Source organism: Luteolibacter pohnpeiensis, from assembly GCF_016595435.1.
GTDB classification, from domain to species: Bacteria; Verrucomicrobiota; Verrucomicrobiia; order Verrucomicrobiales; family Akkermansiaceae; genus Luteolibacter; species Luteolibacter pohnpeiensis.
In genome coordinates, this window is record NZ_JAENIJ010000006.1 from 1 (window position 1) to 22619 (window position 22619).

A 22619-nucleotide genomic window follows, 5' to 3' on the forward strand; every position below is an offset into this window, starting at 1 on the left:
TCCAGTTGCTCCAGTTGCTCCAGTTGCTCCAGTTGCTCCAGTTGCTCCAGTTGCTCCAGTTGCTCCAGTTGCTCCAGTTGCTCCAGTTGCTCCAGCAGGACCCGTCGGCCCGATAAGATCAGCTAGTCCAGGGCCAGTGATTTCTCCGGCAGGTCCATCAATCGTCAGGTATTCGTCACCATTCGAATCCACGATGGTGGTAGAGGTGGTTCTCAATGGAATCAAATCCAATGGCAGCACCAAGGTCCCGTCATCTTTGATCCCGGTAAACTGACCGACGGGTGCGACCAGGTTTGCCAATCCAGTGTTGATATCGGTCCAAGTTCCTCCGCCGAGTGCGATGGTTAGATAATTGTAAATGTAACCGTCGGTTGTGGGTCCCATGCTGATCCCGGCTGAGGCATCAATCGGTTCCGCGGCTTTTGTGAAACTCGGTGCTGCAATGGCGGCTGCTGCAAAGGCTGCGAGATAGTTTGTCTTAATTTTCATTCTTTTGATGGATATTACAAATGTGAGCGGAGAATTATGAATGACTTATCAAAACTTCTATTTGATAAGTCTGCTCGATTCGCTGAGAGGTCCGAGAAGGCTAAAAATAGTTTATGGTGCTTCGAGATTACGAAAGCGGTGCAATTCTACTGTGGGGGAGTTGTAGGGTTCCTCTCGGAATGGCTGCAGATGTATATCTAAAGAAATCCCATGGGATATAGGATTTGTCATGTTTTAAACTAAGTATATTGCCGAATATCCACCAGGTTCGGGATGATTGTGTGATGAGGCTGGTACTCTCAAATGCAATGACTCGTTAACTTGATTTTGATGCCTGCTGAATGAGTCTTATGACATAATAATAAACTCATTCTGAAATTGTTATATGATGAGGATCAAAAGGCCTGGATGCCTGATCTGGTTATTTTATTCATCAAATGCGATGGTTGAGACCACTCGAATCAGTAAGCTCTGTTTGTTGAAGAGGAGCGGCTACAACCTTACCGCTTGCGGGTTTCGATGGGCTCCGGCATTTTTCCGGCATGAGCGATTTCGAAGCAAAGGTCCGCGAGGCTTTGTCCAACCCACAAAATCAGGGAGAAATCTCGGATGCGGATGCCGTTGGCACCGTCGGTTCACCCGATTGCGGCGATATGATGCGGATGTGGCTGAAATTTACGGAAAAGGGCGGAAAGCGTGTGATCGACCGCGCGTCATTTCAGGCTTTTGGCTGCCAGACCGCGATTGCCGTTGCGTCCATGGCAACGCAGCTGTTGAAAGGAAAGACTGCCGAGGAAGCTGCGAAGCTTTCTGCTCAGGATTTGGCTGGGGATCTTGGCGCGCTGCCGCCGATGAAAATCCATTGTGGGCAATTGGTAGAAGGGGCACTGCAAAATGCGTTAAACCCAGCCGCATCAACCCCGTCGGATAAACCATCAGCCCCAGACACGCTGTCTTCTGCGTTGAATCGTCCTGCCGCTGGTAAAATCCGCATTGTGCCGCTTGACTGAAGCCTTTTCCTATTTCTTCCCGTGCTGGAACTCCAAGATGTTTACTTCACGATTCGCAAAGACGGCGCGGATCATAATTTGGTCGATCAAGTCTCGCTCCGGATCCCCGCAGGCCATTTTATGGCGATCGTGGGGCCCTCGGGTTGCGGTAAAACGACCTTGCTGAAAACGATCGCCGGACTGCAGCCGGAATCCGCAGGGGCATTGCTGTGGGAAGGTCGGAATTTGGCGACGGAGGGGGATTTCGCGCCCTCGGAAATCGGCTATGTCCCGCAATTTTCCGTGGCTTATGATCCGTTGACGGTCGACGAATCGGTGGAAGCCGCGACCCGATTGAGGGTTCGCAGCAAGTCGACAGCGGATCTGGATCATCGGATCGACCGGGTTTTGGAAGAAACCGGCCTTACCACGATCAGTGATCGCTTGGTGAAGGTCCTTTCCGGAGGGCAAAAACGCCGGCTGGGTCTGGCGATGGAACTGGTTTCCGACCCGAAATTGCTGCTTTGTGATGAAGTCACCTCAGGGCTGGACCCACGATCTGAAAGGGAGATCGTTCACTTGCTGCATGATCTTTCGCGCAAGGATGGCCGCATCGTGCTTTCAGTGACGCACTCTTTGGCTCATCTGGAACTTTATGATTCCGTGCTGGTTCTGCACGAAGGGCGGGTCGCCTTCCATGGTCCGCCCGATAAATTGAATCATTATTTCTCGGTTAAGGACACGGAGGAAATCTATCCCCAGCTCACGACTCGGTCCGCAGAATCCTGGCAGGCATCCTGGCAGAAGCATGGCGTGGCTTATGATCAAATGATCGCCCGCAACCGGGAGAAATTGATCCAAAAGGGGGCACTGCTGCTGCCAGCCGAAGTGGCTGAAGGTGAAGAACCACCGGCGGTGAAAGAACCCGGCTTTTTCAGCCAGTTTAAGACGCTGCTCTCGCGCCGGTGGCGGATATTTTTGCGCGATCGTGGTCAGGTCATGCTGCAGCTCGCGATTCTGCTTTGTTTCCCGATTCTGGTTACGATTTTCAGCGACAAGGCGTCTGGCAATATCCGCAAATTTTCCGATACGCGGCAGTCGGACTTCATCGCTGAAATCCAGGAACAACAAAATGTGCGCGCAGACCAAGCCAAGGTGGGATCTGCGATTTCAGGCATCATCATGTTCCAGGTGGTTTTGCTGGCGCTGATGGGATCGAACAACTCCGCGCGCGAAATCGCTGGCGAGCGGCCGATTTACGAGAAGGAGAAATTCGGCGGACTGCGGCCATCGGCCTACCTTGCGTCAAAACTGGCGTTCCTCAGCTGTCTGGTTGTCGCCCAATCGCTCTGGATGGCGTTTTTTGTGAACTACTTCGGAGAGTTCCGGGGTGATTTTTTCCAACATGCGATCTTTCTGCTGTTGATCAATGGCGCGATGACCTCGATCTGTCTGGGGATTTCCTCGCTGATGCGGACGGCCGAACAGGCGTCATTGCTTTCGATCTATCTCGTTGGCTTTCAATTGCCTTTGTCGGGGGCGGTACTCGCTTTGCCGGAGCACATCGAAGCGTTCACGCGGCCGTTCATTTCCGCTTATTGGGCCTGGTCGGGTTCTGTTGACGCGCTGCAGACGCAGGTTCACACAGCGGTGAAATCGATCATCGACACTTCGTTATCGGTGAAGGGAGCCTGCCTGTATACCTTGGCGATCCACATCGGCATCGGGGTCATTGTGGCATGGGCTGGTGCGAGGCGCGCGCAATGGGAGTGATGTGAGCGGGGATTTTCGGTGAACTTCTCTCTCGCTCTCTCGGCTGTTGCGCCTAGACTGGCGAGAGATTTCTAAATTATGGCCCGTCGCGCGAGTTCAAGTCTTCATCCCGGTATCATCATTGGTGGCGTGATTGCCATCATTCTGGTCGTGGTTGCCGGAAAGTCCCTGGTTGGCAAAAAATCATCGCCTTTCAGTAATGTGCAGAAGCTGGATGTCAGTGAGTTACTGCAAGATGGCAATCAGCTGCGAGGTGGCGAATATCTGGTTGAGGGTAAAATCGATGAGAAGCTGCGCTGGACGCCAACCAAAGGCCAGATCGTCAGTGTTCGTGTGGACGATGATGGCCATGAGGAATTTGTGGGCATCGAGATCCCCGCTAAATTTCACAACATCAATATTGAGCGCGAGCAACGCTATGCATTCCGGGTCGAATTCCAAAGCGGCGGCATCGCGGTCGCTACTGATGTAACTCGCCTCTAAATCCAATTTCGACTGATGAAACTTCCACGGATATTGCCCCTTTTGCTGGTCGGTCTCGCGCAGGCTCAGGTCTACACACCTCCTCCGCAGCCAGCGCCAGCACCTGTTCCACAAGAGACGGCTCCTGCGCCTGCGTCATCTGGTAATTCCAATCCGGCGTCGCCTCTTGGCCAGGAATTCCCGCTACTGGATGCTTCTGCAGAGACGATCACCATCGGAGGGATCACGATTCCGCTAGGGGATAACCGCTTGCTGAAAGCCCGTTTTGAGAAATATCTGAGCCAACCTGCGGAAGATGGTGAAGAAGCGGAAGCCTACCGGGCGACGATCAAAGAGATTCTGGACACGGTTTCCCCCTTCCATGCCGGAGGCCCGGATCTGTATGAGGCTTTCAAAAAATTGCCCACAGCCTCCGTTTATCCGGGGGATGCGAATATCTGCGGCTCCCTGGCGGAGGCCATTTATTCGTCGATGCTCGCCAAGAAAGACATTCAAGGATTGAAAAACCTGAACGCATCGATCGAAGCGGAAAAGCAGCACATCATCAGTCAAGCGGATTGGGCGAGCCGCCATGAGAAGGAAACCATGCTGCGTCAGGTCCCTGCAAAAGCAGGCGAAAAACAAGGTAGCACGACAGAAACCCAAGTCGTGCCCGGACAAGGTGTGGCATCCCTCAAATACGCGGACCAGCTCCGGCGCATCGCTGAAATTGAGGCGATGAAAAAAGCGAACATCGCCCGCACCGAAACTCAAACCATCAGCACCAAGGCGCAATACCAGGTCAGCATGGCTCAGTGGTTCTTCCAGCGCCGCTATGAGCATGTCCTCATGGCTTCGAGGTTCTACAACCAGATTTGGAAAGACGGTGATAGCGCCCTGCGCATCAACAAGAACTCGGACGTGGCCAAGCTCTTCACCCAGTCCGTTGGCATCAATCCCACCGTTTCCTCGTTGGATTCGCTTTCGAATGAAGCGATCCGTGAGGTGGAAAGCTACGTGCAGGCATTCGAATTGATGCTTTCCCGCGGTGAGCTCCATTCCGCATCGAAGCGTCTCATGGAGGCCTTTGCCCTGGGTGAGTTTCTTCCACCGGTTGAAACCCTGCCATTGGAGAAAAAGCAGATGGTTGCAGGCTATGTCCGCGATCTGGATGAGCTTTATGGCTCGCTCCAAGCTCACGATTTCACCCGCGCCAAGGTGCTTTGTGCCAGTCTGAAGCAGCAAGCGAAGGATTTCCCATCGTCCAAGGTGGATAGCGTGATTGCTGCCTCCACCTTGGCATCCGATCTTGCGATCGAGGAAGCAAAGGCCCAATTGATGGCTCGGGACAGTGATAAAGCTGCGGAAAAAATCCGCCAGGCAACCGAGTTCTGGCCGACCAATCCGAAGCTCGACGATTTCCGCAAGCTGGTGGGAAATTCGAGTGCTCTGGTGATGGCTCGCAATGATTTCGACCGACTCCTAAGCGAAGGGAATTACCGGGAAATCGCCAACCGTCAGTATGAATTCGCTCCGGCGATCCAAGGCGATGCGCAGCGCCAGGAAGCGTTCAAGCAGATTATTACCAATCTCACCACCATCGAAACCGCACTCAGCAAAGCCTCGGAATTCAGCCGGGTGGGTCAGAATTACTCGGCCTGGGAGCAGCTGGCGAAGCTGAGAAAAGATTTCCCGGATGATCCCAAGCTGGGCCGCGAACTCGAAATTCTGGCACCGAAAGTGGCGGATTTCACCAAAGCGCTGGATCAGGCAGAGCAGTTTGAAAATCGGACTCCCAAGCAAACCGGATCAGCCCTTTCCTGGTATTTGAAAGCTCGCGGCATTTACCCCCAGAGTGATTTCGCCAAGGCAGGCATCGATCGCTTGCTGGACCAAATCATGCCAGGGGAATGATCGTCTCCGAAGGGATAGCAAGTTGTATCATTCTTCCGCGGTGATGCTGAATTCGCGTCTTACCCAGCGATTCCAGAGGATTCGCGTTTCATGGGGGAAGTGAGCTTCCCGCAAAAAGCGGTTCATGAACAGCTTGAGCGGCGGCGGCATCTCGCCGCCTTCCCAGAGAGGGCCAGCCAAGACGGCCATGGGTTTCATGGAGTTGCGCAGATCGTGGGTATCCAGCGTGGCGGATCGGATAAATTGTTCGTCCACCGCGAGATAGACACTCGCGTGGGCTGAAGCGTGACACGAATTGGTCGCAAATTCCATCGCCCGCCAATGGTCCGCATCATGGGCACCGTCCTTGCTGCTGCGGGCGGCGATAAGGGATTCCAGCAGCCTGGCAGCACCGATCGCGACAGCAAATGCAGCGTCCGCCGCATGGGCGTCCTCTTCAAATTGGGAATTTTTGGCAAAGCCCGCCGCCAGGAAGCAGGCGTCTGCTCCTTTGGCCAGTTCGCTGATCTCCGGCATCCGACCGGGGCCGCCCATTAAGAAGGTGATCGTTCGCAATCCAGAGACGACCGCCGCGACTAAATGCCGAAAGTGCGCCTTTGCCTCACTGGATCTCGGTGAATAGACCGGCATGATTCTGGCCAGATTTCGGATAGCGAGTGCCTGCAACAGCAGCGGCGGCATCTGGTAGAGCATTTCCCGGCTTTGCACCCACACGGAGCCGATTTTTGGCGCAGCCTCACGTTTGAACGGTGAAACTATCTGTTCTTCGACACTCCGATTCCAGTCTTCCGAAACGATCAAATCGGTATCCGAGCAGCCGAAAACGGAAACCAGAGCTTGGATGGTTGCAGGCGCGAGCGGGCCGCCGCGCTCAGCTTTTTGAATGACGCTGCGGGTTAGGCGGCTTTGGCTGGCAAGCTGGTCTTGGGTGAGGCCTTGGTTTTCGCGCTGTGTGCGTACGAATCGGCCATCGATGAGGAATCCTTTGGGGCGAGGCATTTGTAGAAAAAATGCTAGAGTGAGCTTTTAATATCAATCGGATAACGATTCCCAGGGTACATGGCAAGCTGTAGTTCCTGAAAACATCATCCACTCCCAAGTATGAAACCCCCGGGAATCCAATATCAGCCTGTTTCCGGAATGGTCGCCACCAAGCGCCCATCCTTGAAATCTCGCGATTTTCCGGCTGCAGCGGCAGAATTGCCAACGCGGCGGATTGCTGCGAGATCGGCCATTTTGGTGACCCTGACAATGGGCGATTACGATCCGCGTATTCATCTTGGGTTTATCCGTGCCGGGCGAGAATTGGGATGGAATATTCAGGAAATCCGCGAATTTTCACAGGATTTCACAACTCCTTGGAAGTTGGAGGCTGGTGATTGCAGCATCCGGCTTTTTCCGGCAGACGGATTTTTCACCAAAGAGTCCCACGGAAGAGCGGTTTCGTTGCCATTTGCCGCAGCCGGTGCAGCAGCGGCGAAGCATCTGATCGCGTTGAACTATCCGCATCTTGCATTTTTCTATAGCCATCCAGATCAGATCCGTGGGCGCATGTTTGAGTCATTCGTTCGATGCTGTGCGGAGGCTGGCAAGGAGGTGATTCCGTTGGCTGGGGATTTGCAAAGTGGTTTGGAGGCGTGCCATCGGACCCTTGAAATGCTCAAATCCCTACCGCTGCCCTGTGCGGTTTTCGCGGCAAGCGATGAAGACGCAGCCGCTTTGATCAATGCGGCTGCCACGATCGGGATCAGCGTGCCTTCACAATTGGCGGTGCTTGGTTGCGGAGATCACGAAATCGCCCGCGCCAAGTGCCATACCGGATTGTGCTCGATCGACCTCAACCACGAGCTCGCAGCTTACACGACTGCGAAATTGTTCCATCATTTACTGAGTGGCGATGCCATCGCCGAGACGAACTGGACGGTGAAGCCGGGCAAGCTGATCGAACGCGAATCGAGCGGTAAAAATGGATCTCATCCAGGAGTCAGCCATGTTCTTGCCCGTATTGAGAAGGACTACTCAGAGCCGCTGGCTGTGCCGCAATTGGCGAGAGAGGTCGGCATGTCGGTCCGCACCTTGCAGCGCATGTATGGTGCAATGACTGGCAGCGTGATCGGCGAGGATCTGCTGATCCGGCGACTCAATGCTGCTTCCAAATTGTTGAAAAACAGCGACTTAAAATTAGAGGCGATCGCTCACATGGTGGGCCTTGGGAACGCCAATCGCCTTTGCCGTTTATTTCGCGCCCGTTTCGGTTGCACCCCCAACCAATGCCGAATGGAGCCTGGAGCTCACTAAACCATCATTTTCCAAGCAAAACCCAAATTTAGTCCTTAACACATTCATGTTCCACCAGAACCAAAACCAAAAGTCGTCATCCAGGCGGCTACGTACGCCAGCACTGGCGACGGCGTTGGCAATTTCCAGTTTCATGCCATTGCATGCAGCTTTGGAAGTTGCGAATCCGCGCTGCGAATACCTGACAAATCCCCAAGGGATCGATCAATTGAAGCCACGTTTTTCGTGGATCGTGGAATCGGCAGAACGGGGAGAGAAACAAACCGCGTGGCAATTGCTTGTTGCGTCGAGCCCGGAGGAGTTGGCTTCAGACCAAGGCTCGGTTTGGGACAGCGGCAAGGTGATGGGCGATGAAACGAGTCAGATCGTTTATGCGGGGTCAGATCTCGTATCCAGAGAGGTTTGCTATTGGAAAGTCCGCTCCTGGAACAAGGATGACGAGCCATCCCCATGGAGTGAAACGGCGACATTCAGCATGGGTCTGCTCGAATCGAGCGATTGGTCAGCCAAGTGGATCGACGGCTTGCTTCCCGTGCCGACGAGTTCGGAAGATCAACAACGGGTGATCGTTTCCGCAACTTATGGTGCGGTTACCGGAACGGGTTCTTACAACGTGACAGCCCAACTGCAGGAGTTGGCTGCGGAGGGTAACTACGCGCTTCCAGTCACCAATGATACCTTCGGTGGAGACCCGGCCTATAATAGCCTCAAGCAGCTTCGTGTCGTTTACACCATCAACGGCCAGACCCTGGTGAAGACCTTCGCGGAAGACACGTTGATCATTTTTCCGGCGGATTTGCCGGGGATTTTGGAGCCGGAAATCACCAGCGCTCGATACGAGTCAGTCGCCGGGACCGGCTTTAATGACGTGACTGCCAAGCTGGCGGCACTGGACCAAGGCGAGCCTTACTCGGTGGTGGTGAACAATACCAACTTCGGCCCTGACCCAGCTTACAACCAAGTGAAGCAACTCCGGGTCAACTATACCCTGAATGGTTTGTCGGGAGTGGCTTTGTTCGCGGAAAACGTCACCTTCAATTTCCCAACCGATCTTCCCGAGCTGGTGGAAGCGCCGACGTTGACGGCGGCTACCTACACGGCGATTGACGGTTCGGGGAGTAGAAATGTTCTCGCTACGTTGAACACAAAGGCGGCCGCCGGTTCCTTCTCGTTGGTCGTTAATAATGCCAATCTCGGTGGCGATCCCGCACCGGATAAAGTCAAGCGGCTGATTCTGGAATACGAATTGGATGGAAAGCAGGTGGTGAAATACTTCGACGAGGCGGCCACTCTGAATTTCCCATCCGATCTGGCGGAGCCAACGAATGTCCCGTATTTGCGCAAGAGCTTCACGGTGGATAAGCCGATCGCGAGGGCGACGGTCTATGCGACCGCGTTGGGACTTTACGAACTTTCGCTGAATGGCAGCCGCATCGGCGATCATACCCTGGCACCGGATTGGACGACTTATGATAAGCGCCTGCGTTATCAGGCTTTCGATGTGACGGCCCAATTGACGAATGGCGAAAACGTCATCGGTGCTCAACTGGCGAACGGCTGGTATGCCGGTCACATCGGCAACGGTGGTTACCAACATTGGGGCGTTAGCCCGGCATTGTTTGCCCAGATGGAAATCACCTATGAGGATGGTTCCACCCAAACGGTTGTCACCGATGGCAGCTGGAAGATGGGCAACAGCCCGCTCAACTTCACCGACTTCATGTATGGCGAAGATTACGATGCGCGCCGTGAAGTGGCAGGTTGGAATGCTCCTGGATTTGACGATTCAGCCTGGTCCGGCGTGCTCTTGCGGCCGGGCACCGATGTTCCGATCGATGCCCAAGTGATGGAGCCTGCCCGCGAAGTGATGGAGATCAAACCGATTTCGCTGAGTGAGCCAGCCACCGGCAAATGGACCTACAACATGGGCCAGAACATGGTCGGCGTTTTGCGCCTGAAAATCACAGCAGAGGCTGGAACGAAAATCACCCTCCGCCATGGTGAACGCCTCAACCCGGATGGGACTCTCTACACCGCGAACCTTCGGGGGGCACCCTCCATCGATACCTACATTTGCAAAGGTGGGGGCGAGGAAACCTGGCAGCCGAAATTCACCTTCCACGGCTTCCAATATGTCGAACTGACGGGGATTTCCGAAGCTCCGACACTCGACACCATCACGGGAATTGTCATCGCATCCGACACTCCGAAAACCGGCGAATTGACCACTTCGGACGGCGTTGTGAACCAACTCCAGTCGAACATCGAGTGGGGTCAACGCGGCAATTACCTCAGCGTGCCGACCGACTGCCCGCAGCGCGACGAACGCTTAGGCTGGATGGGTGACGCGCAGGTTTTCATCCGCACCGCCACCTACAATGCCGATGTCGCAGCCTTCTTCACCAAGTGGCTGCAGGATGTCCGCGATGGACAATACACCAATGGCTCTTACCCAGACGTAGCCCCTGATGATGCCCCATCCAGCGGCACACCAGCATGGGGTGATGCCGGCGTCATCTGTCCGTGGATCATTTATGAAGCCTATGGCGATACCCGCATCCTTGAGGATAGCTATGCTTCCATGGTGGGTTGGGTGAATTTCTGCAAAGCAAGCTCGCCGAACTACATCCGCACCCTCAATCGCGGCGGTGACTACGGTGACTGGCTTTCAATCAATGCCGACACCAGCAAGGAAATGATCGGCACTGCGTATTACGCCTACTCCACCAAACTGCTTGCGAAAGCAGCAGCAGTCCTGGGGAAAACCGACGATGCCGCAACTTATGAGGCATTATTCCAGTCGATCAAAAGCGCTTACATCGCGAAGTATGTGAACACCACCACCGGTGTCATCACCAGTGATACCCAGTGCGCTTACCTGATGGCATTGAAGTTCGATCTGCTTCCAACCGATGCCTTGCGTGAACTCGCCACCCAGCATCTCGTCGATGATATTGCGGCAAAGGGAACTCACCTTTCCACCGGATTCGTCGGGGTCAGCTACCTGCTGCCGGTCCTGACTAAGATGGGTCGCACGGATGTCGCCTACCAATTGCTGCACCAGGACACTTTCCCATCCTGGATGTTCTCCATCAAATATGGAGCCACCACCATTTGGGAGCGTTGGGATGGATGGACGCCTGAGAACGGATTCCAAACCACGATCATGAACTCGTTCAACCACTACTCGCTCGGCTCATGTGGCGAGTGGCTGTATGGCACGGTTGCGGGTATTGATATGGATCCTGAAGTTCCAGGTTACAAAAAGATCGTCATCCACCCTCAACCCGGCGGCAAACTGACCAGCGCCAAGGGTAGCCTGAATTCCATCCACGGACTGATCTCGACATCGTGGCGCACCTACGAAGGTGGCTTCACACTCGAAACCGAGATCCCCGCGAATACGACTGCGACCGTTTATGTTCCAGCGACGGGTGAGGATGACGTGAAGGAATCCGGAAAAGCGATCGCTGATGCCGAGGGTGTTTCCTTCGTCGGCATGGAAGGTGATTTCGCCGTCTTTGCGGTGGAGTCCGGGCGCTATCGTTTCACCTCAGGGGATGGCGTGGATCCTGGTGGAGACACCGTGATGCACGATGCCGGCGCGCCGGTGAAAATCCGCATTTCCACCCTCATGGGAAACGACGGGGATGGACCTTATGAGTTTGTCTCGGCCGGTCCGACCAGTGTCAACGGTGGCACGATTTCCGTCCAGGACGGATGGGTGATCTACACTCCTGCTGCAGGAGCTTCCAGCACGGGTGACTCCTTCACTTACTCCATCCGCGATGAAAACGGAGGCGTCAGCACCATGACTGTCGAGGTGGACTTGATCCCGGAAGACGCTCCTGTGCAATCCACTCTGGATTTTGGCATGAATCAGGATGGGTCACGGCGCATTGTGTTTCTAGGGGTTCCGGGCCGGATTTACCGAGTTCAGATGGTCGACCACCTCGGCACGGATGATTGGCAAACCGTTGCTAGCGTTCAGGCGGATGAAGATGGGAGCTTTGAATACCTGGACACGGCTTCGGCTCCTTCGGCCCGTTTTTACCGTGCGGTCTTCCCCTGAATTTGCCTGAGGGCCTTTCTCCCTCCAGTCGCCGTAGCCCCGAATGTTGTTCGGATAGGGGTTGCGGCGATTTTTCGTATCGCGATGAGACTTGCGCCCTTGCGCGGGAGGCCCCAAAGTCCCCAAACAAACTATGAGTGAACGACGCGTGGTGATCACAGGCATTGGCTGCCTCAGTCCTCTCGGGAAAGACCTGAAGAGCACTTGGGACGGATTGAAGAACGGCCGCAGCGGTATCGGACGGATTACTCTGCTCGATCCGGAGCCGTTTGATTGCAAAATCGGCGGTGAAGTGAAGGACTTCAATGCGGATGAATATTTCCGGGTGCCAAAGGACGCCCGCCGCGCGGATCGCTATGTGCAACTCGCTGTGGCTGCGTCGAAAATGGCGATGGAAGACTCCGGGGTTGATGTTGAAAAAGTCGATCGCCGCCGCTTCGGCGTCATGGTCGGCAGCGGCATTGGCGGCCTCGGCACGCTGGAGCGCGAACACGAAACCTACATCAAAAAAGGTCCGAAGCGCGTTTCTCCGTTCACCATCCCAATGATGATTTCGAACATCGCCAGCGGCATCGTTTCCATGGAACACGGGCTCTACGGGCCGAACATGGGCATCGTCACCGCTTGTGCGACTTCCAACAACAACATTGGTGAAGCCTGGCGCATCATCAAGTTCGGCGATGCCGACGCGTTCCTCTGCGGTGGTTCCGAAGCGGCCATCCTGCCGATGGGCCTTTCCGGATTTGCCAACATGAAAGCGCTCAGCACGCGCAACGACGAGCCAGAACGCGCATCCCGCCCGTTCGATCGCGATCGCGACGGCTTTGTCATGGGCGAAGGTGCAGCAGTGCTCGTGATCGAAGAACTGGAGCACGCCAAAAAGCGCGGTGCGAAGATTTACGCGGAACTCATCGGCTACGGGGTCAGTGCGGATGCGCACCACCTGAGTGCGCCGACACCAGACGGAACCGGCCCTGCATTTGCGATCGAAATGGCGCTGAAGCACGGCAAGATGAATCCGGAGGACGTTGACTACCTCAACGCCCACGCGACCTCGACCGGCCTGGGCGACATTGCGGAAACCAAGGCCATCAAGCTCGCCTTCGGTGATTATGCCAAGAACGGCCTGCTCGTCAGCTCCACCAAATCGATGACCGGTCACATGCTCGGCGCAGCAGGTGGTATCGAGTTGATTGCCAGCATCATGGCCATCCAAGAAGGCATCGTCCCGCCGACCATCAACGTCGAAAATCAGGATCCGCTTTGCGATCTGGACGTCGTACCAAACGTTGCCCGCGAGGCCAAAGTCAAAGTCGCTCTCAGTAACGGCTTCGGCTTCGGTGGTCACAACGCAGCGGTGTTGGTCCGTAATTTCGAGTGATCCCATGGAAAACCCGCTTCACCGCCAGGCATTCGAAGTCGCTTTCGGGGACACCGATGCCAGCGGGTGGATGCATTTTCCAAAGATCTTCACCTACGTTGAAGCGGCCGAGCACGCCTACTTGCGTTCTCGAGGTGTGCTCGTTTTCGCCCGCGATCAGGGCGGTTGGCCCCGGGTCAAAGTGGAATGTGATTACAAGCGGCCCTTCCTTTCGGGAGATCCGCTTGAAGTCCAGCTGCGGATCGCCCGCATCGGCGGAGCTTCGCTGACTTGGGAATTCGAAGTCTACAACGCTGCTCAGGAACTCGCAGCCGTCGGCAGCATCGTCTCCGTCCGGGTCAATCACCTTGGCCGACCCCAGGAAATTTCCGCTGAAGAACGAGCCGCCCTCTTGCCATCTTGAACTCGAACGACGAACTCTCAGGTCGCATCATTTTGGTGCCGACGCCGATTGGCAATCTGGGCGACATGACCTTGCGGGCGCTGGAAATCCTGCGCGCAGCGGATCGGATTGCCTGTGAAGATACCCGCCACTCGGCGCCGTTGCTGTCGCATTACGGCATTTCCGGCAAGCCGCTGGTCGCATTGCACGATCACAACGAGGCACGCAAAGCGCCGGAACTCATCGCCGCCGCTCGGGCTGGCGAGTTGATCGCCGTGATCACCGATGCCGGGATGCCTGGGATTTCCGATCCGGGCTATCGCTTGGTGCAAGCGTGCATCGAAACCGGAACTCCGTTCGAAGTCCTGCCCGGTCCATCAGCGGTCGTCACCGCGTTGATAGGCTCCGGATTTCCCTGCCACGCGTTTCGCTTCGGCGGGTTTCTTTCAGTGAAGTCAGGAAAACGCCGCACGGCTTTGAGTGCCGCATTGGGCTCCGGCGAAACCGGGATTTTCTTCGAATCGCCACACCGCATCCTTTCCACGCTGCAAATTTTGGCAGAAATCGACCCGGCTGCACGCACGTGTGTCGCACGTGAGCTGACCAAGAAATTTGAGACCTACCACCGCGGCACCGCCGCCGAGGTGCTGGAATATTTCCAGGCTCATCCTGCGAAAGGCGAAATCGTGCTATTGGTTCACGCGGCGGAAGACTGAAAATCAACAGACCCAATCACGGTCTCGGCGGAATCAAACCGGCCCTTTCCCAATCCAGTCGGGTTGCGGAGGGAATCCGGGATTGAACCTCAGGTTGTTGCAGGAAGGTGGCCCGTTCCGCCGGCGATAACTTCGAGAGAAGTTCCCGGCGGAGCACATCGGAGCTTCCTCCACTGCGATTGGCCGTGGTAGTGAGAAGTTGTTCGATCAAAGTATTAGCAGGGGTGTCAGGGGATGCTTGTTCAAGAAAGGAGTCGATTGTGACCGAATCCGGCCGGGTCGCGAGGGCTGTCCAAACCTCCGAGACTGCCGCCGCCGGATTCTCCGCTTTGGAATAGTATTCGGCAGTGAATTGGCCGAGCGATTCGGCATCGGCGACCCGGGCGTAGTCGCCGAAAAATGATTGCAAGCTGTACTGGCCAGGAGCTTGATTCTTCCAGGTTTCGCCTTCAGTAGTGAGGCACCAGTCGAAGGCCGCCTGGGGATCTTCCGAGATCCAGGATTGTAGCAAATTTGCAGGATAAGCACCGAGTCGAGCAGGTAATTCATTCTTGTCGCGCGAGGCATCGAGCTCCTGCAGTGACCCCTTGAGCTGTTGCATGAACCCGGAATAATCAAAACCTACTGGGAAGTTCACATTCCAGCCGCTGGAGGTGTTATTCTTGCAGGCGGTTGCTACGATGGCTCTGCCGAGGAGCTCGGGATCTTCTGCCAGTGCCCGATCGAAAAGATCATAGGGGATCTGGATCTCCGTGGAATCGGTACACGAATACCGGTCCAGTAAATCGACCGCCTGGCGAATGTCCTTGGAAGCAAGATCCGGCAGGACTTGTTCAAAGAAAAACTGCCGGTCGGGAGAATCCGGCAGGGTGTCGAGCCAAGCGAGGAATCCATCTGGATCATCGGCATACCAACTTTTAATCAAGGATTTAAGACGAGTGGCATCTCCCTGATTGATTCCCCGAATGCCGCCTTGCATGGCCAGACGGATCACCGCGCTGGGTAGTTCTGATTTGCTCAATGGCATGGTAACGTCGCGAATTCTCGAAAGCGTCAGACTTGGACTTGAAGAAATCTGTACATTACGCGGACGCGATGACCTGGAACTTTCAGGTTTGGTGGCGATCGGCGATTGCTGAGCGCCACCCAAGGCCACCCAGCCGATGCCGATTCCGATAGAAAGGGAAATGAGAGCGGTGAACAGATGCGATTTCATCAGGCTAGCAAATCGAAAGTGATAGTTACGATTCATACGAAGTTTTCAGCGTCGTGGAATCATATAAGTTAGAAAAAAGCCGCCCTGGAATTGGGCGGCTTTGAAAACAGGCAAGAAGTTCGGCCTTTGGCTCAGTTTTTGCCAAGCTCCGGTCCGTTATCGGTCGGCATCGTCGCATTCCAGGCTAACACTTTCTCGGTTAGCTCCTTGACGATCTTCGGATGCTTTTCTGCGACGTTTTTGGTCTCTTCACGATCGTTCTTCATCGAGAAGAGTTTCGGTTTGCTGCCATCGTATTGGCACAGCAGTTTCCAATCCCCATCGCGCACGGAAAGGTCCGGCAGACGGGCATTTTTCGGGCCCGGGCGATCCGGTGGGCGGCGGAAGAACAGCGGCGCGGAGCGTGAGGCATCGGACTTCCCGAGCAGGATGTCTGGCAGGGCTTCACCGTCGTATTTCACCTCATCAGGCACTGGCGTGCCGGTGATTTTCAGGATCGTCGGCGCAAAGTCGATGGCGGCGAACACCGAGCTGGTGTTGGTGGTGCCTTGTTTGTCTGCAGGGATGAATTTGGGGCCCCAGGCGATCAGCGAGGAACGCACTCCGCCTTCGAAGAGTTCCCCTTTGTGACCACGGAACGGGCCGGCTGAACCTGCGCCTGGTTCTGGGCCGTTGTCCGAGCAAATGACGACGAGGGTGTTGTTGCGCAGTTTTTCATCGTTGCGGATGTAATCAAAAATCGGCGCAAACTGCTCGTCCATGGTATCGAGCACGCCGTGGAAAAGTTGTCGTTTGCTGCCATCACCGCGGCGATCAGAAGGCGGGAAAAACGGCGAGTGGACATCGTCCGGCCACAGATTCACGTAAAATGGCTGATCCTTTTTTTCGGCATCCTTGATGAAGTCGAGAGCCGCGGAGGTGAAGGACTGGGTGACCAGCGACCGGTCTTTCCAAGTGATCGGGCCATGTCCAAGGCTGGCGGAGCCGAGGTCGTAGCGCTTTGGCGGTTTGCCGTCGAACGCATTGAGCAGTGGCAAAACTCGCGGTCCCAAGCCTTCGAAATTGGTCAATGTTTTGTCGAAACCGTATTCCGCGATGAGCGGAGCCTCGCCCACATCACGCTGACCGCCCATGTGCCATTTGCCGAAATGTCCGGTGGTGTAGCCGGCCTTGTGAAGAATGCCAGCCAGGACGGGTGCCTTGAGGTCGAGCCATTGTGCCATGCCGCGGCGTTTGTTGTCTTCCCGATTGCTCAGGTAGGACGAAATCTTCCAGCGCTGGGGATATTGACCGGTTGTAATCGCGGTGCGGGATGGGGAGCAGATGGGAGAATTGACGTAGAATTGCTCGAAGCGGACCCCTTCTTTCGCCATTTGGTCGATGTTTTGAGTCTGCACGGTTTTGTCGCCAAAGCAGGAAAAGTCACCCCAGCCCATGTCATCGACGAAGACGAGGAGGACGTTTGGTTTTTCAGCGGAAAAGGCAGGAAGTGGAGCGAGGAATAGCAGGGAGAGAAAAGTGGGAATTCGTAACATGAGTCAGCATTGGGTTAGGCGGGATCATGGTGAAACCCCACCAGGGTTGCCAGGTTTTAGAAATAGTGTTGCCTACCAGTGATTTGTGCTCGGCTATTTCACGATCCGGCGGATCCAGGTGTCGAGAAGGGAAGGCCATTCGGCAAGGTCGCCTTTGCCATGGAGTCCGTAACCGTGGCCACCGGTTTCAAAAAGATGAAGGCTGACGGGAACGTGGTTGGCCTTGCAGGCGCTGGCAAAATTCAGGCTGTTGCGGCAATCGACACCGTCATCGGCGGTGGTTAGCAGGAAAACCGGCGGGGTGTCCTTGGTGACCGCCTTTTCAGTCGAGAGTTTCTCGATCATTTCGTCGCTCGGATTTTCGCCCAGCAAACGTCGGCGTGATCCGCTGTGGGTCAGGCCGTTTTCCATCGTGATGACCGGGTAGATCAGGATGGCGAAATCCGGCCTGCAGCTTTGCTGGTCGATTGGATCTTTCGTTTCTTGGTCGAAGGTATCTCCAAAACGGGTGGCGCAGAGGCTGGCAAGATGGCCACCGGCCGATGAACCCATCACGCCGACTTTTTTGGGGTCGATGTGCCAGGCAGCCGCATTTTCCCGGACCGTGCGGATGGCGCGGCGCGCATCGAGAAAAGGCACCGGGTATCCATAGTGCAGTGCGTCCTGACCGCTCACCCGATATTTAACGACCATGCCGAGAATCCCGCGTTCGGCGAGCCATTTGGCGTATTCATGGCCTTCGTGATTCATGGCATCGAAGGTATAGCCGCCACCTGGAAAGATGACCACTGCGGCCCCCGTCGCCTTCTCCTTGTCAGGAAGATAGAGCATGTATTGAGGAACCTCTACGTCGGTGGTCCGGCCACCATCGCCGACTTTTTCCGTCCCGGCAGGAGGTCTGGGCGCACCCGGAGCCTCAGTCGGCCACAAATCCTTCCATTGGGCGGCAGCGATTGAAGTCAAAGCGAACAGGGCGAGAAGCGTGCGTTGGAAGAGCATGGTGGGTTTTTGCAAATTTACTACGGATTCGTAAACTTGAGGCTTTCATCACTCCGCTCCGAACTTCGAGGGTGGCTCCAAGCACCGCTTGCCTGCCGTGCTCAGGATTTTTCCGGCAGTTTGATCCGTGCGGGGACTTCCTTGATGGGAATGCCGGCTTTGGTGAGGGCTTCCCAAACCGAAAGCAGGCGCTCCAGCGGGAGCTTGCGGTCTGCTTCGAGCTCAAGCTTGCGACCGGGATTCTGCTTTTGAAAAGCCGCCAGGTAGGACTCCAGTAGCCCTTCCGGCACGGCTAGCGAATCGAGAGTGATGTTGCCGAGCGCGTCGACGGCGATGACCGATCGCTGCTCGGTGGTGGTGTCGGAAGGGATTTCATGCACGGTCGGTAGATCGATGCTGAGGATTTCCCGCGGCTTTTTGAAGGTGGTGGAAACCACGAAAAAGATCAGCAGGATCAACAGGATGTCGATCATCGGCACGACCTGGATCTGCGCTCTGGTCCGACTGGAGCGATACAAATTCATGGATCAGGCGTGGGGGTTTTTGCGTTGGCAGGCGCTGACCAGATCAGAAAGCAGGATTTCCAGCCGGGCGGTGAGGATCTCGATTTTCCGCAGGAAATAACCGTGGGCGATCACGCAGGGCACGGCGATGGCGAGGCCGAAAATGGTGGTGTAGAGCGCTTCGGCGATGCCGAGGGCGATGCGCGAGTTGTCGTTGGTTTCGCCAAGTCCTCGGAAAATCGTAACGAGTCCGGATGCGGTGCCGAGAAGGCCAAGCAAGGGAGCCACGGTGATGACGATATCGAGCACGCCGATTCCGGAGTGAAGCCGGACGTTTTCTTCGCGCGATGCCGCTTCTACGGCCTGGATGATTTCCTCACGTGGTTTGCCGCGATGCTTGATGGTCACGGCGGCGAGTCGCGCCAAGGTGCTTTGTCCTGCCTGGATTTCGCGCAGCGCGGCGTCGTTGTTTTTCGCGGACTCCGGAAAGGAGGCGAGGCTGCGTGACAGACTTGGTGGGATGATGCGGCTTGGGGCGAGGGAGAGATATTTGTAAATCACCGCCATGACCCCGGCAACGGAGGTGAGGATCAGCGGGTAAATGAAGGGACCGCTCTTGAAAAAGAAATCGGTAAGGGCATTGGACTTGGGGGCCAGGGCGAGGATTTCGAACATGTGGATCGGTTAGAAGTAGAAGTTGAAGATGAGTTCCAGTGGCTCGTCGGCGTATTCTTCCCGCACTCCCTTGGGCATGGCGGGGATGGCGGCATCGCGGATGGAATTGAGGGTGAATCCTTTCTGGATTTGGCCGGTTTCCATTTCACCGACAAATTCCACACTGCGGACTTTGCCCGATGGCTCGACGAAGAATCGGACCGTGAGGTAGCCCGGGATGATGAAATCGCGATTTCGCACGCAGTTGAGCTGCCACTCGCGTTCCACGGCTTTGCTGATGGCGGCTTGATAGCGGCCCAATGGCGTGTCCGCGACATCGTGAGAACTGCGGCCGGTGCGTGAGATATTGCCGCGGATTGCGGTTTTCCGCTGATAGCCACTGAATCCGGGTTTGCCTGATGCGGGCGGGGTTGCGGGTTTTTCTGGCTGCGGTGTTTCGGCATCCGCCTGCTGTTTTTCCTGCTCTTTCTCCGGCGGGGTGTCCTCCTTGGTGACTTCTTCCTCTGGCTTGGCCTCTTCCTTTTCCTCTACCGGCGGAGCATCATGAGGCGTTTCCCCCGGGATTTCCTTGGGCACCGGGACATCGACCGGATTCGGTCCGTCTACCAATGCTTCCCGCGGAGGCGTGGCTGGCGGTGGAGGTGGCGGATTCGCGGGTTTTGCCGATGCCTCTTGGGGTGGTGTCGGAGGCGTTTCCGGAGCGGGTGGAACGGGAGGCATCGGTTGATCCGCAGTTTCGGCCTCCGCGGAATGATCGAGATCGCCTTCCTGATAATCGCTCTCGGTTGTTTCCATTTCCTCGTTATTGCGAGGATCAATACCGGCCTGCGAGGGGAGAGCTGGTGCCGATTCATCAGGCGGGCGGTCGCTGGTCGCCTGGGTATCGCGTTCGCCCATGAAGGCAGGTTTGTCCGGGCGTTTGCCGCGTTGATCCTCCGAAGTGCGGGCAAATTTCGGGTCGGCTGCCGGTGGAGTGGGTGCTTTCTCCGCAACGGCCTGGAAGAGATCCGGCGAAATCAAAACCGAAGCCTCGCGCGGTGACTCCTGCGGTTTGGGCGGAGTGGACGTTGGTTTCTCCGGTAAGATGATGGAAGCAATCCCTAGAAGCGCGAGAAGGGACAGGTTGATCAAGACAGACGCCGCGAAGGCGACCGCCCAAAGGCGACCGTCACCATGCATTGTGGCTGACTTTCGTTTTCCCATTGGCGGACGCCGCACATGTTTGGCTCAAAACAGGTTCCATGCAATGCATGATTTTCGCCAGTATGGTGGATTTTATGTCTCCAAGTTTTTTGGCAGGATTGTGCGGCTTATCAGGTATTTGGGTTTGAATTGGCAAATTTTAAATAGGATAAGCCGGAATTGTGGCAACTTTGCCTCAAAAACCTCAATTTTCGGTTTGCTTGACGGGGTGATCTGGGGTTTTCTCGCTCCCCAACCCTCATTTTTCATGAGCAAAGCACAGATTGACGGCGCACAGGCGCTCATCCAGACGCTCGATGACCTCGGCATCGAATTCATCTTCGGCTACTCCGGTGGAGCAGCCATTCCTATTTTCGACGCGCTCGAAACGGTCAAGACGAAGATGAAGTTCATCCTCGTCCGCCACGAGCAAGGCGCTGTCCATATGGCTGACGGCTACGCGCGCGCCACCGGCAAACCGGCTGCGGTTCTGGTCACATCCGGACCAGGTGCGGGCAATACCGTGACAGGCCTGATGACCGCCATGATGGATTCGGTACCGATGATCGTCATTTCCGGTCAAACCGTGACCTGGATGCTCGGCAAGGATGCTTTCCAGGAGGCAGACATTTTCGGCATCACCATTCCGGTGGTGAAGCACAACTATTTGGTGAAAGACACCAACTCGCTGCCGCGCATTGCCCGGGAAGCACATCACATTGCAACAACGGGCCGACCAGGTCCGGTGTTGATCGATATTCCGAAAGACATCTCCTCGGGTGCATTCACGGGTGATATGAACCCGCCATTCCAACTTCCGGGGTATGATCCGAAGAGTGCCTTTGAGATCGATGCGAACGCGGTAAAAGCTGCCGCTGAGCTGATCTCCCAGGCCAAGCGCCCGGTGATTCTCGCTGGTCAAGGCTGCATGATCGCACGTGCCGACAAGGAGCTGCGTTACCTCGCGGAAACCTTGAACGCGCCGGTCACTTCCACGTTGCTCGGCAAGGGAGTTTTCCCGGAGACCCACCCACTTTCCTTGGGAATGCTGGGCATGCACGGCACCGCCTACGCCAACAAGGCGATGATCGAGTGCGATCTGCTCATCAACATCGGTTCGCGGTTTGATGACCGGATCATCGGCAATCCGGCAAAATTCTGCTCTTCGGCGAAGATCATCCACATCGACATCGATCCGGCGGAGGCTGGAAAAATGATCCAGCCGGACGTGATGATCGTCGGCGATGCGAAGGCGGTGCTTTCGGAAATCAACGAAAAGGTCGGCCCGCTTGAGACCGAAGAATGGCTGGTGAAGCTCGATGGCTATAAAAAGAAATACCCGCTCGGCTACAAAAAGCAGGGTGGTCTGCGCATGCAGCAGGTCATCGACGAGTTGTATGAACTCACCGAGGGCAAGGCCATTGTTTCGACAGACGTCGGCCAGCACCAGATGTGGGCCGCACAGTTTTACAAGAACCACGAATCGTTCCATTGGCTCTCATCCGGTGGTGCTGGAACCATGGGATTTGGTTTCCCGGCAGCGATCGGTGCCCAGCTGGCGCATCCGGAAAAAACCGTGATCTCCATTTCCGGAGACGGTGGATTCCAGATGACCTTGTTCGAATTGGCCACGGCGCAGATCCACAAGTTGCCGATCAAGATCGTGGTGCTGAACAACCACTACCTCGGCATGGTTCGCCAGTGGCAGGAGCTTTTCTACGAAGATCGCACCTCGGGTGTGGACCTCGTTGGGAACCCGGATTTCTGCAAACTGGCAGCCGCTTACGGCATCCCGTCCGTGTTCATCAAACGCCCGGCGGATGTCACCAAACAGCTGGAAAAGGCGCTGGCATATAATGACGGGCCGATCCTGATCCACGCGGAGTGCGTGAAGACCGACAATGTTTTCCCGATGATCCCATCCGGTGCACCGCTTGAGGAAATGATCATCGAAGCGCCGAAGACGAAGATGGAAAAACCCATCGGTTCCACGTGATTCGAAAAGCCCATCACTGAGTTTCATTCTACCCTTT

The 22619-nt window shown here is 55.7% G+C and carries 18 protein-coding genes; 10 read left to right on the forward strand and 8 right to left on the reverse strand.

The genetic code is table 11. From position 1 onward, the window contains the following. Positions 1-489, reverse strand: a 489-nt coding sequence (locus JIN85_RS05135) for a hypothetical protein (RefSeq protein WP_200268298.1), incomplete at its 3' end; no start/stop codon positions are given. A 542-nt stretch (positions 490-1031) separates the two neighbouring features. Here JIN85_RS05135 and JIN85_RS05140 point away from each other — a divergent pair. The 4 genes from JIN85_RS05140 to JIN85_RS05155 all read left to right on the forward strand — a co-directional run bounded on the left by JIN85_RS05140 (position 1032) and on the right by JIN85_RS05155 (position 5627). Continuing rightward, on the forward strand, positions 1032-1499 hold the full coding sequence (locus JIN85_RS05140; protein ID WP_200268300.1) for an iron-sulfur cluster assembly scaffold protein: 468 nt from the start codon (positions 1032-1034) through the stop codon (positions 1497-1499). A gap of 21 nt (positions 1500-1520) precedes the next feature. Next, the gene (locus JIN85_RS05145) at positions 1521-3251 is read left to right on the forward strand and encodes an ABC transporter ATP-binding protein/permease (protein WP_200268303.1); all 1731 of its coding nucleotides are present in this window, start codon (positions 1521-1523) and stop codon (positions 3249-3251) included. 78 nt (positions 3252-3329) lie between these two features. Then, positions 3330-3734 (forward strand): hypothetical protein, encoded by a 405-nt coding sequence (locus JIN85_RS05150; RefSeq protein WP_200268305.1) that lies wholly within the window; start codon positions 3330-3332, stop codon positions 3732-3734. A 15-nt stretch (positions 3735-3749) separates the two neighbouring features. Next, positions 3750-5627 (forward strand): hypothetical protein, encoded by a 1878-nt coding sequence (locus tag JIN85_RS05155; RefSeq protein WP_200268308.1) that lies wholly within the window; start codon positions 3750-3752, stop codon positions 5625-5627. A gap of 27 nt (positions 5628-5654) precedes the next feature. Here the strand turns inward: JIN85_RS05155 and JIN85_RS05160 are convergent, their stop codons facing one another. Continuing rightward, on the reverse strand, positions 5655-6626 hold the full coding sequence (locus tag JIN85_RS05160; RefSeq protein ID WP_200268310.1) for a helix-turn-helix domain-containing protein: 972 nt from the start codon (positions 6624-6626) through the stop codon (positions 5655-5657). A 102-nt stretch (positions 6627-6728) separates the two neighbouring features. Here JIN85_RS05160 and JIN85_RS05165 point away from each other — a divergent pair, with 102 nt between their 5' ends. The 5 genes from JIN85_RS05165 (at position 6729) to rsmI (ending at position 14476) form a co-directional block, all read left to right on the forward strand. Further along, the gene (locus tag JIN85_RS05165) at positions 6729-7925 is read left to right on the forward strand and encodes a substrate-binding domain-containing protein (protein ID WP_200268312.1); all 1197 of its coding nucleotides are present in this window, start codon (positions 6729-6731) and stop codon (positions 7923-7925) included. Positions 7926-7971: 46 nt separating this feature from the next. Next, positions 7972-11997, forward strand: coding sequence for a family 78 glycoside hydrolase catalytic domain (locus JIN85_RS05170; protein WP_200268314.1), 4026 nt, complete (start codon positions 7972-7974; stop codon positions 11995-11997). 133 nt (positions 11998-12130) lie between these two features. Further along, on the forward strand, positions 12131-13378 hold the full coding sequence (fabF, locus tag JIN85_RS05175; RefSeq protein WP_200268316.1) for a beta-ketoacyl-ACP synthase II: 1248 nt from the start codon (positions 12131-12133) through the stop codon (positions 13376-13378). 4 nt (positions 13379-13382) lie between these two features. After that, positions 13383-13781 carry an acyl-CoA thioesterase gene (locus tag JIN85_RS05180; protein ID WP_200268318.1) on the forward strand — a complete coding sequence of 133 codons (399 nt, stop codon included), beginning with the start codon at positions 13383-13385 and terminating at the stop codon, positions 13779-13781. After that, positions 13778-14476: a 16S rRNA (cytidine(1402)-2'-O)-methyltransferase gene (gene rsmI / locus JIN85_RS05185; protein WP_234047253.1), complete on the forward strand. Its 699-nt coding sequence runs from the start codon at positions 13778-13780 to the stop codon at positions 14474-14476. Before JIN85_RS05180 ends, rsmI begins: the two co-directional genes overlap by 4 nt. Positions 14477-14492: 16 nt before the next feature. Here rsmI and JIN85_RS05190 read toward each other — a convergent pair whose 3' ends face one another. From JIN85_RS05190 to JIN85_RS05215, 6 genes are all read right to left on the reverse strand, one after another. Next, on the reverse strand, positions 14493-15692 hold the full coding sequence (locus tag JIN85_RS05190; protein ID WP_200268320.1) for a hypothetical protein: 1200 nt from the start codon (positions 15690-15692) through the stop codon (positions 14493-14495). 131 nt (positions 15693-15823) lie between these two features. Next, a complete protein-coding gene (locus JIN85_RS05195; protein ID WP_200268322.1) occupies positions 15824-17227 on the reverse strand; it encodes a sulfatase-like hydrolase/transferase in 1404 nt (467 codons plus the stop codon). A 93-nt stretch (positions 17228-17320) separates the two neighbouring features. Continuing rightward, positions 17321-18226, reverse strand: coding sequence for an alpha/beta hydrolase (locus JIN85_RS05200; protein WP_200268324.1), 906 nt, complete (start codon positions 18224-18226; stop codon positions 17321-17323). A gap of 101 nt (positions 18227-18327) precedes the next feature. After that, on the reverse strand, positions 18328-18750 hold the full coding sequence (locus JIN85_RS05205) for an ExbD/TolR family protein (RefSeq protein ID WP_200268326.1): 423 nt from the start codon (positions 18748-18750) through the stop codon (positions 18328-18330). A 3-nt stretch (positions 18751-18753) separates the two neighbouring features. Then, positions 18754-19404, reverse strand: coding sequence for a MotA/TolQ/ExbB proton channel family protein (locus JIN85_RS05210; protein ID WP_200268328.1), 651 nt, complete (start codon positions 19402-19404; stop codon positions 18754-18756). Positions 19405-19413: 9 nt separating this feature from the next. Continuing rightward, the gene (locus tag JIN85_RS05215) at positions 19414-20583 is read right to left on the reverse strand and encodes a hypothetical protein (protein ID WP_200268330.1); all 1170 of its coding nucleotides are present in this window, start codon (positions 20581-20583) and stop codon (positions 19414-19416) included. A gap of 271 nt (positions 20584-20854) precedes the next feature. On the opposite strand from JIN85_RS05215, the gene ilvB reads away from it, so the two are divergent. Next, on the forward strand, positions 20855-22582 hold the full coding sequence (gene ilvB, locus JIN85_RS05220) for a biosynthetic-type acetolactate synthase large subunit (RefSeq protein WP_200268332.1): 1728 nt from the start codon (positions 20855-20857) through the stop codon (positions 22580-22582). Positions 22583-22619 lie beyond the last annotated feature (37 nt).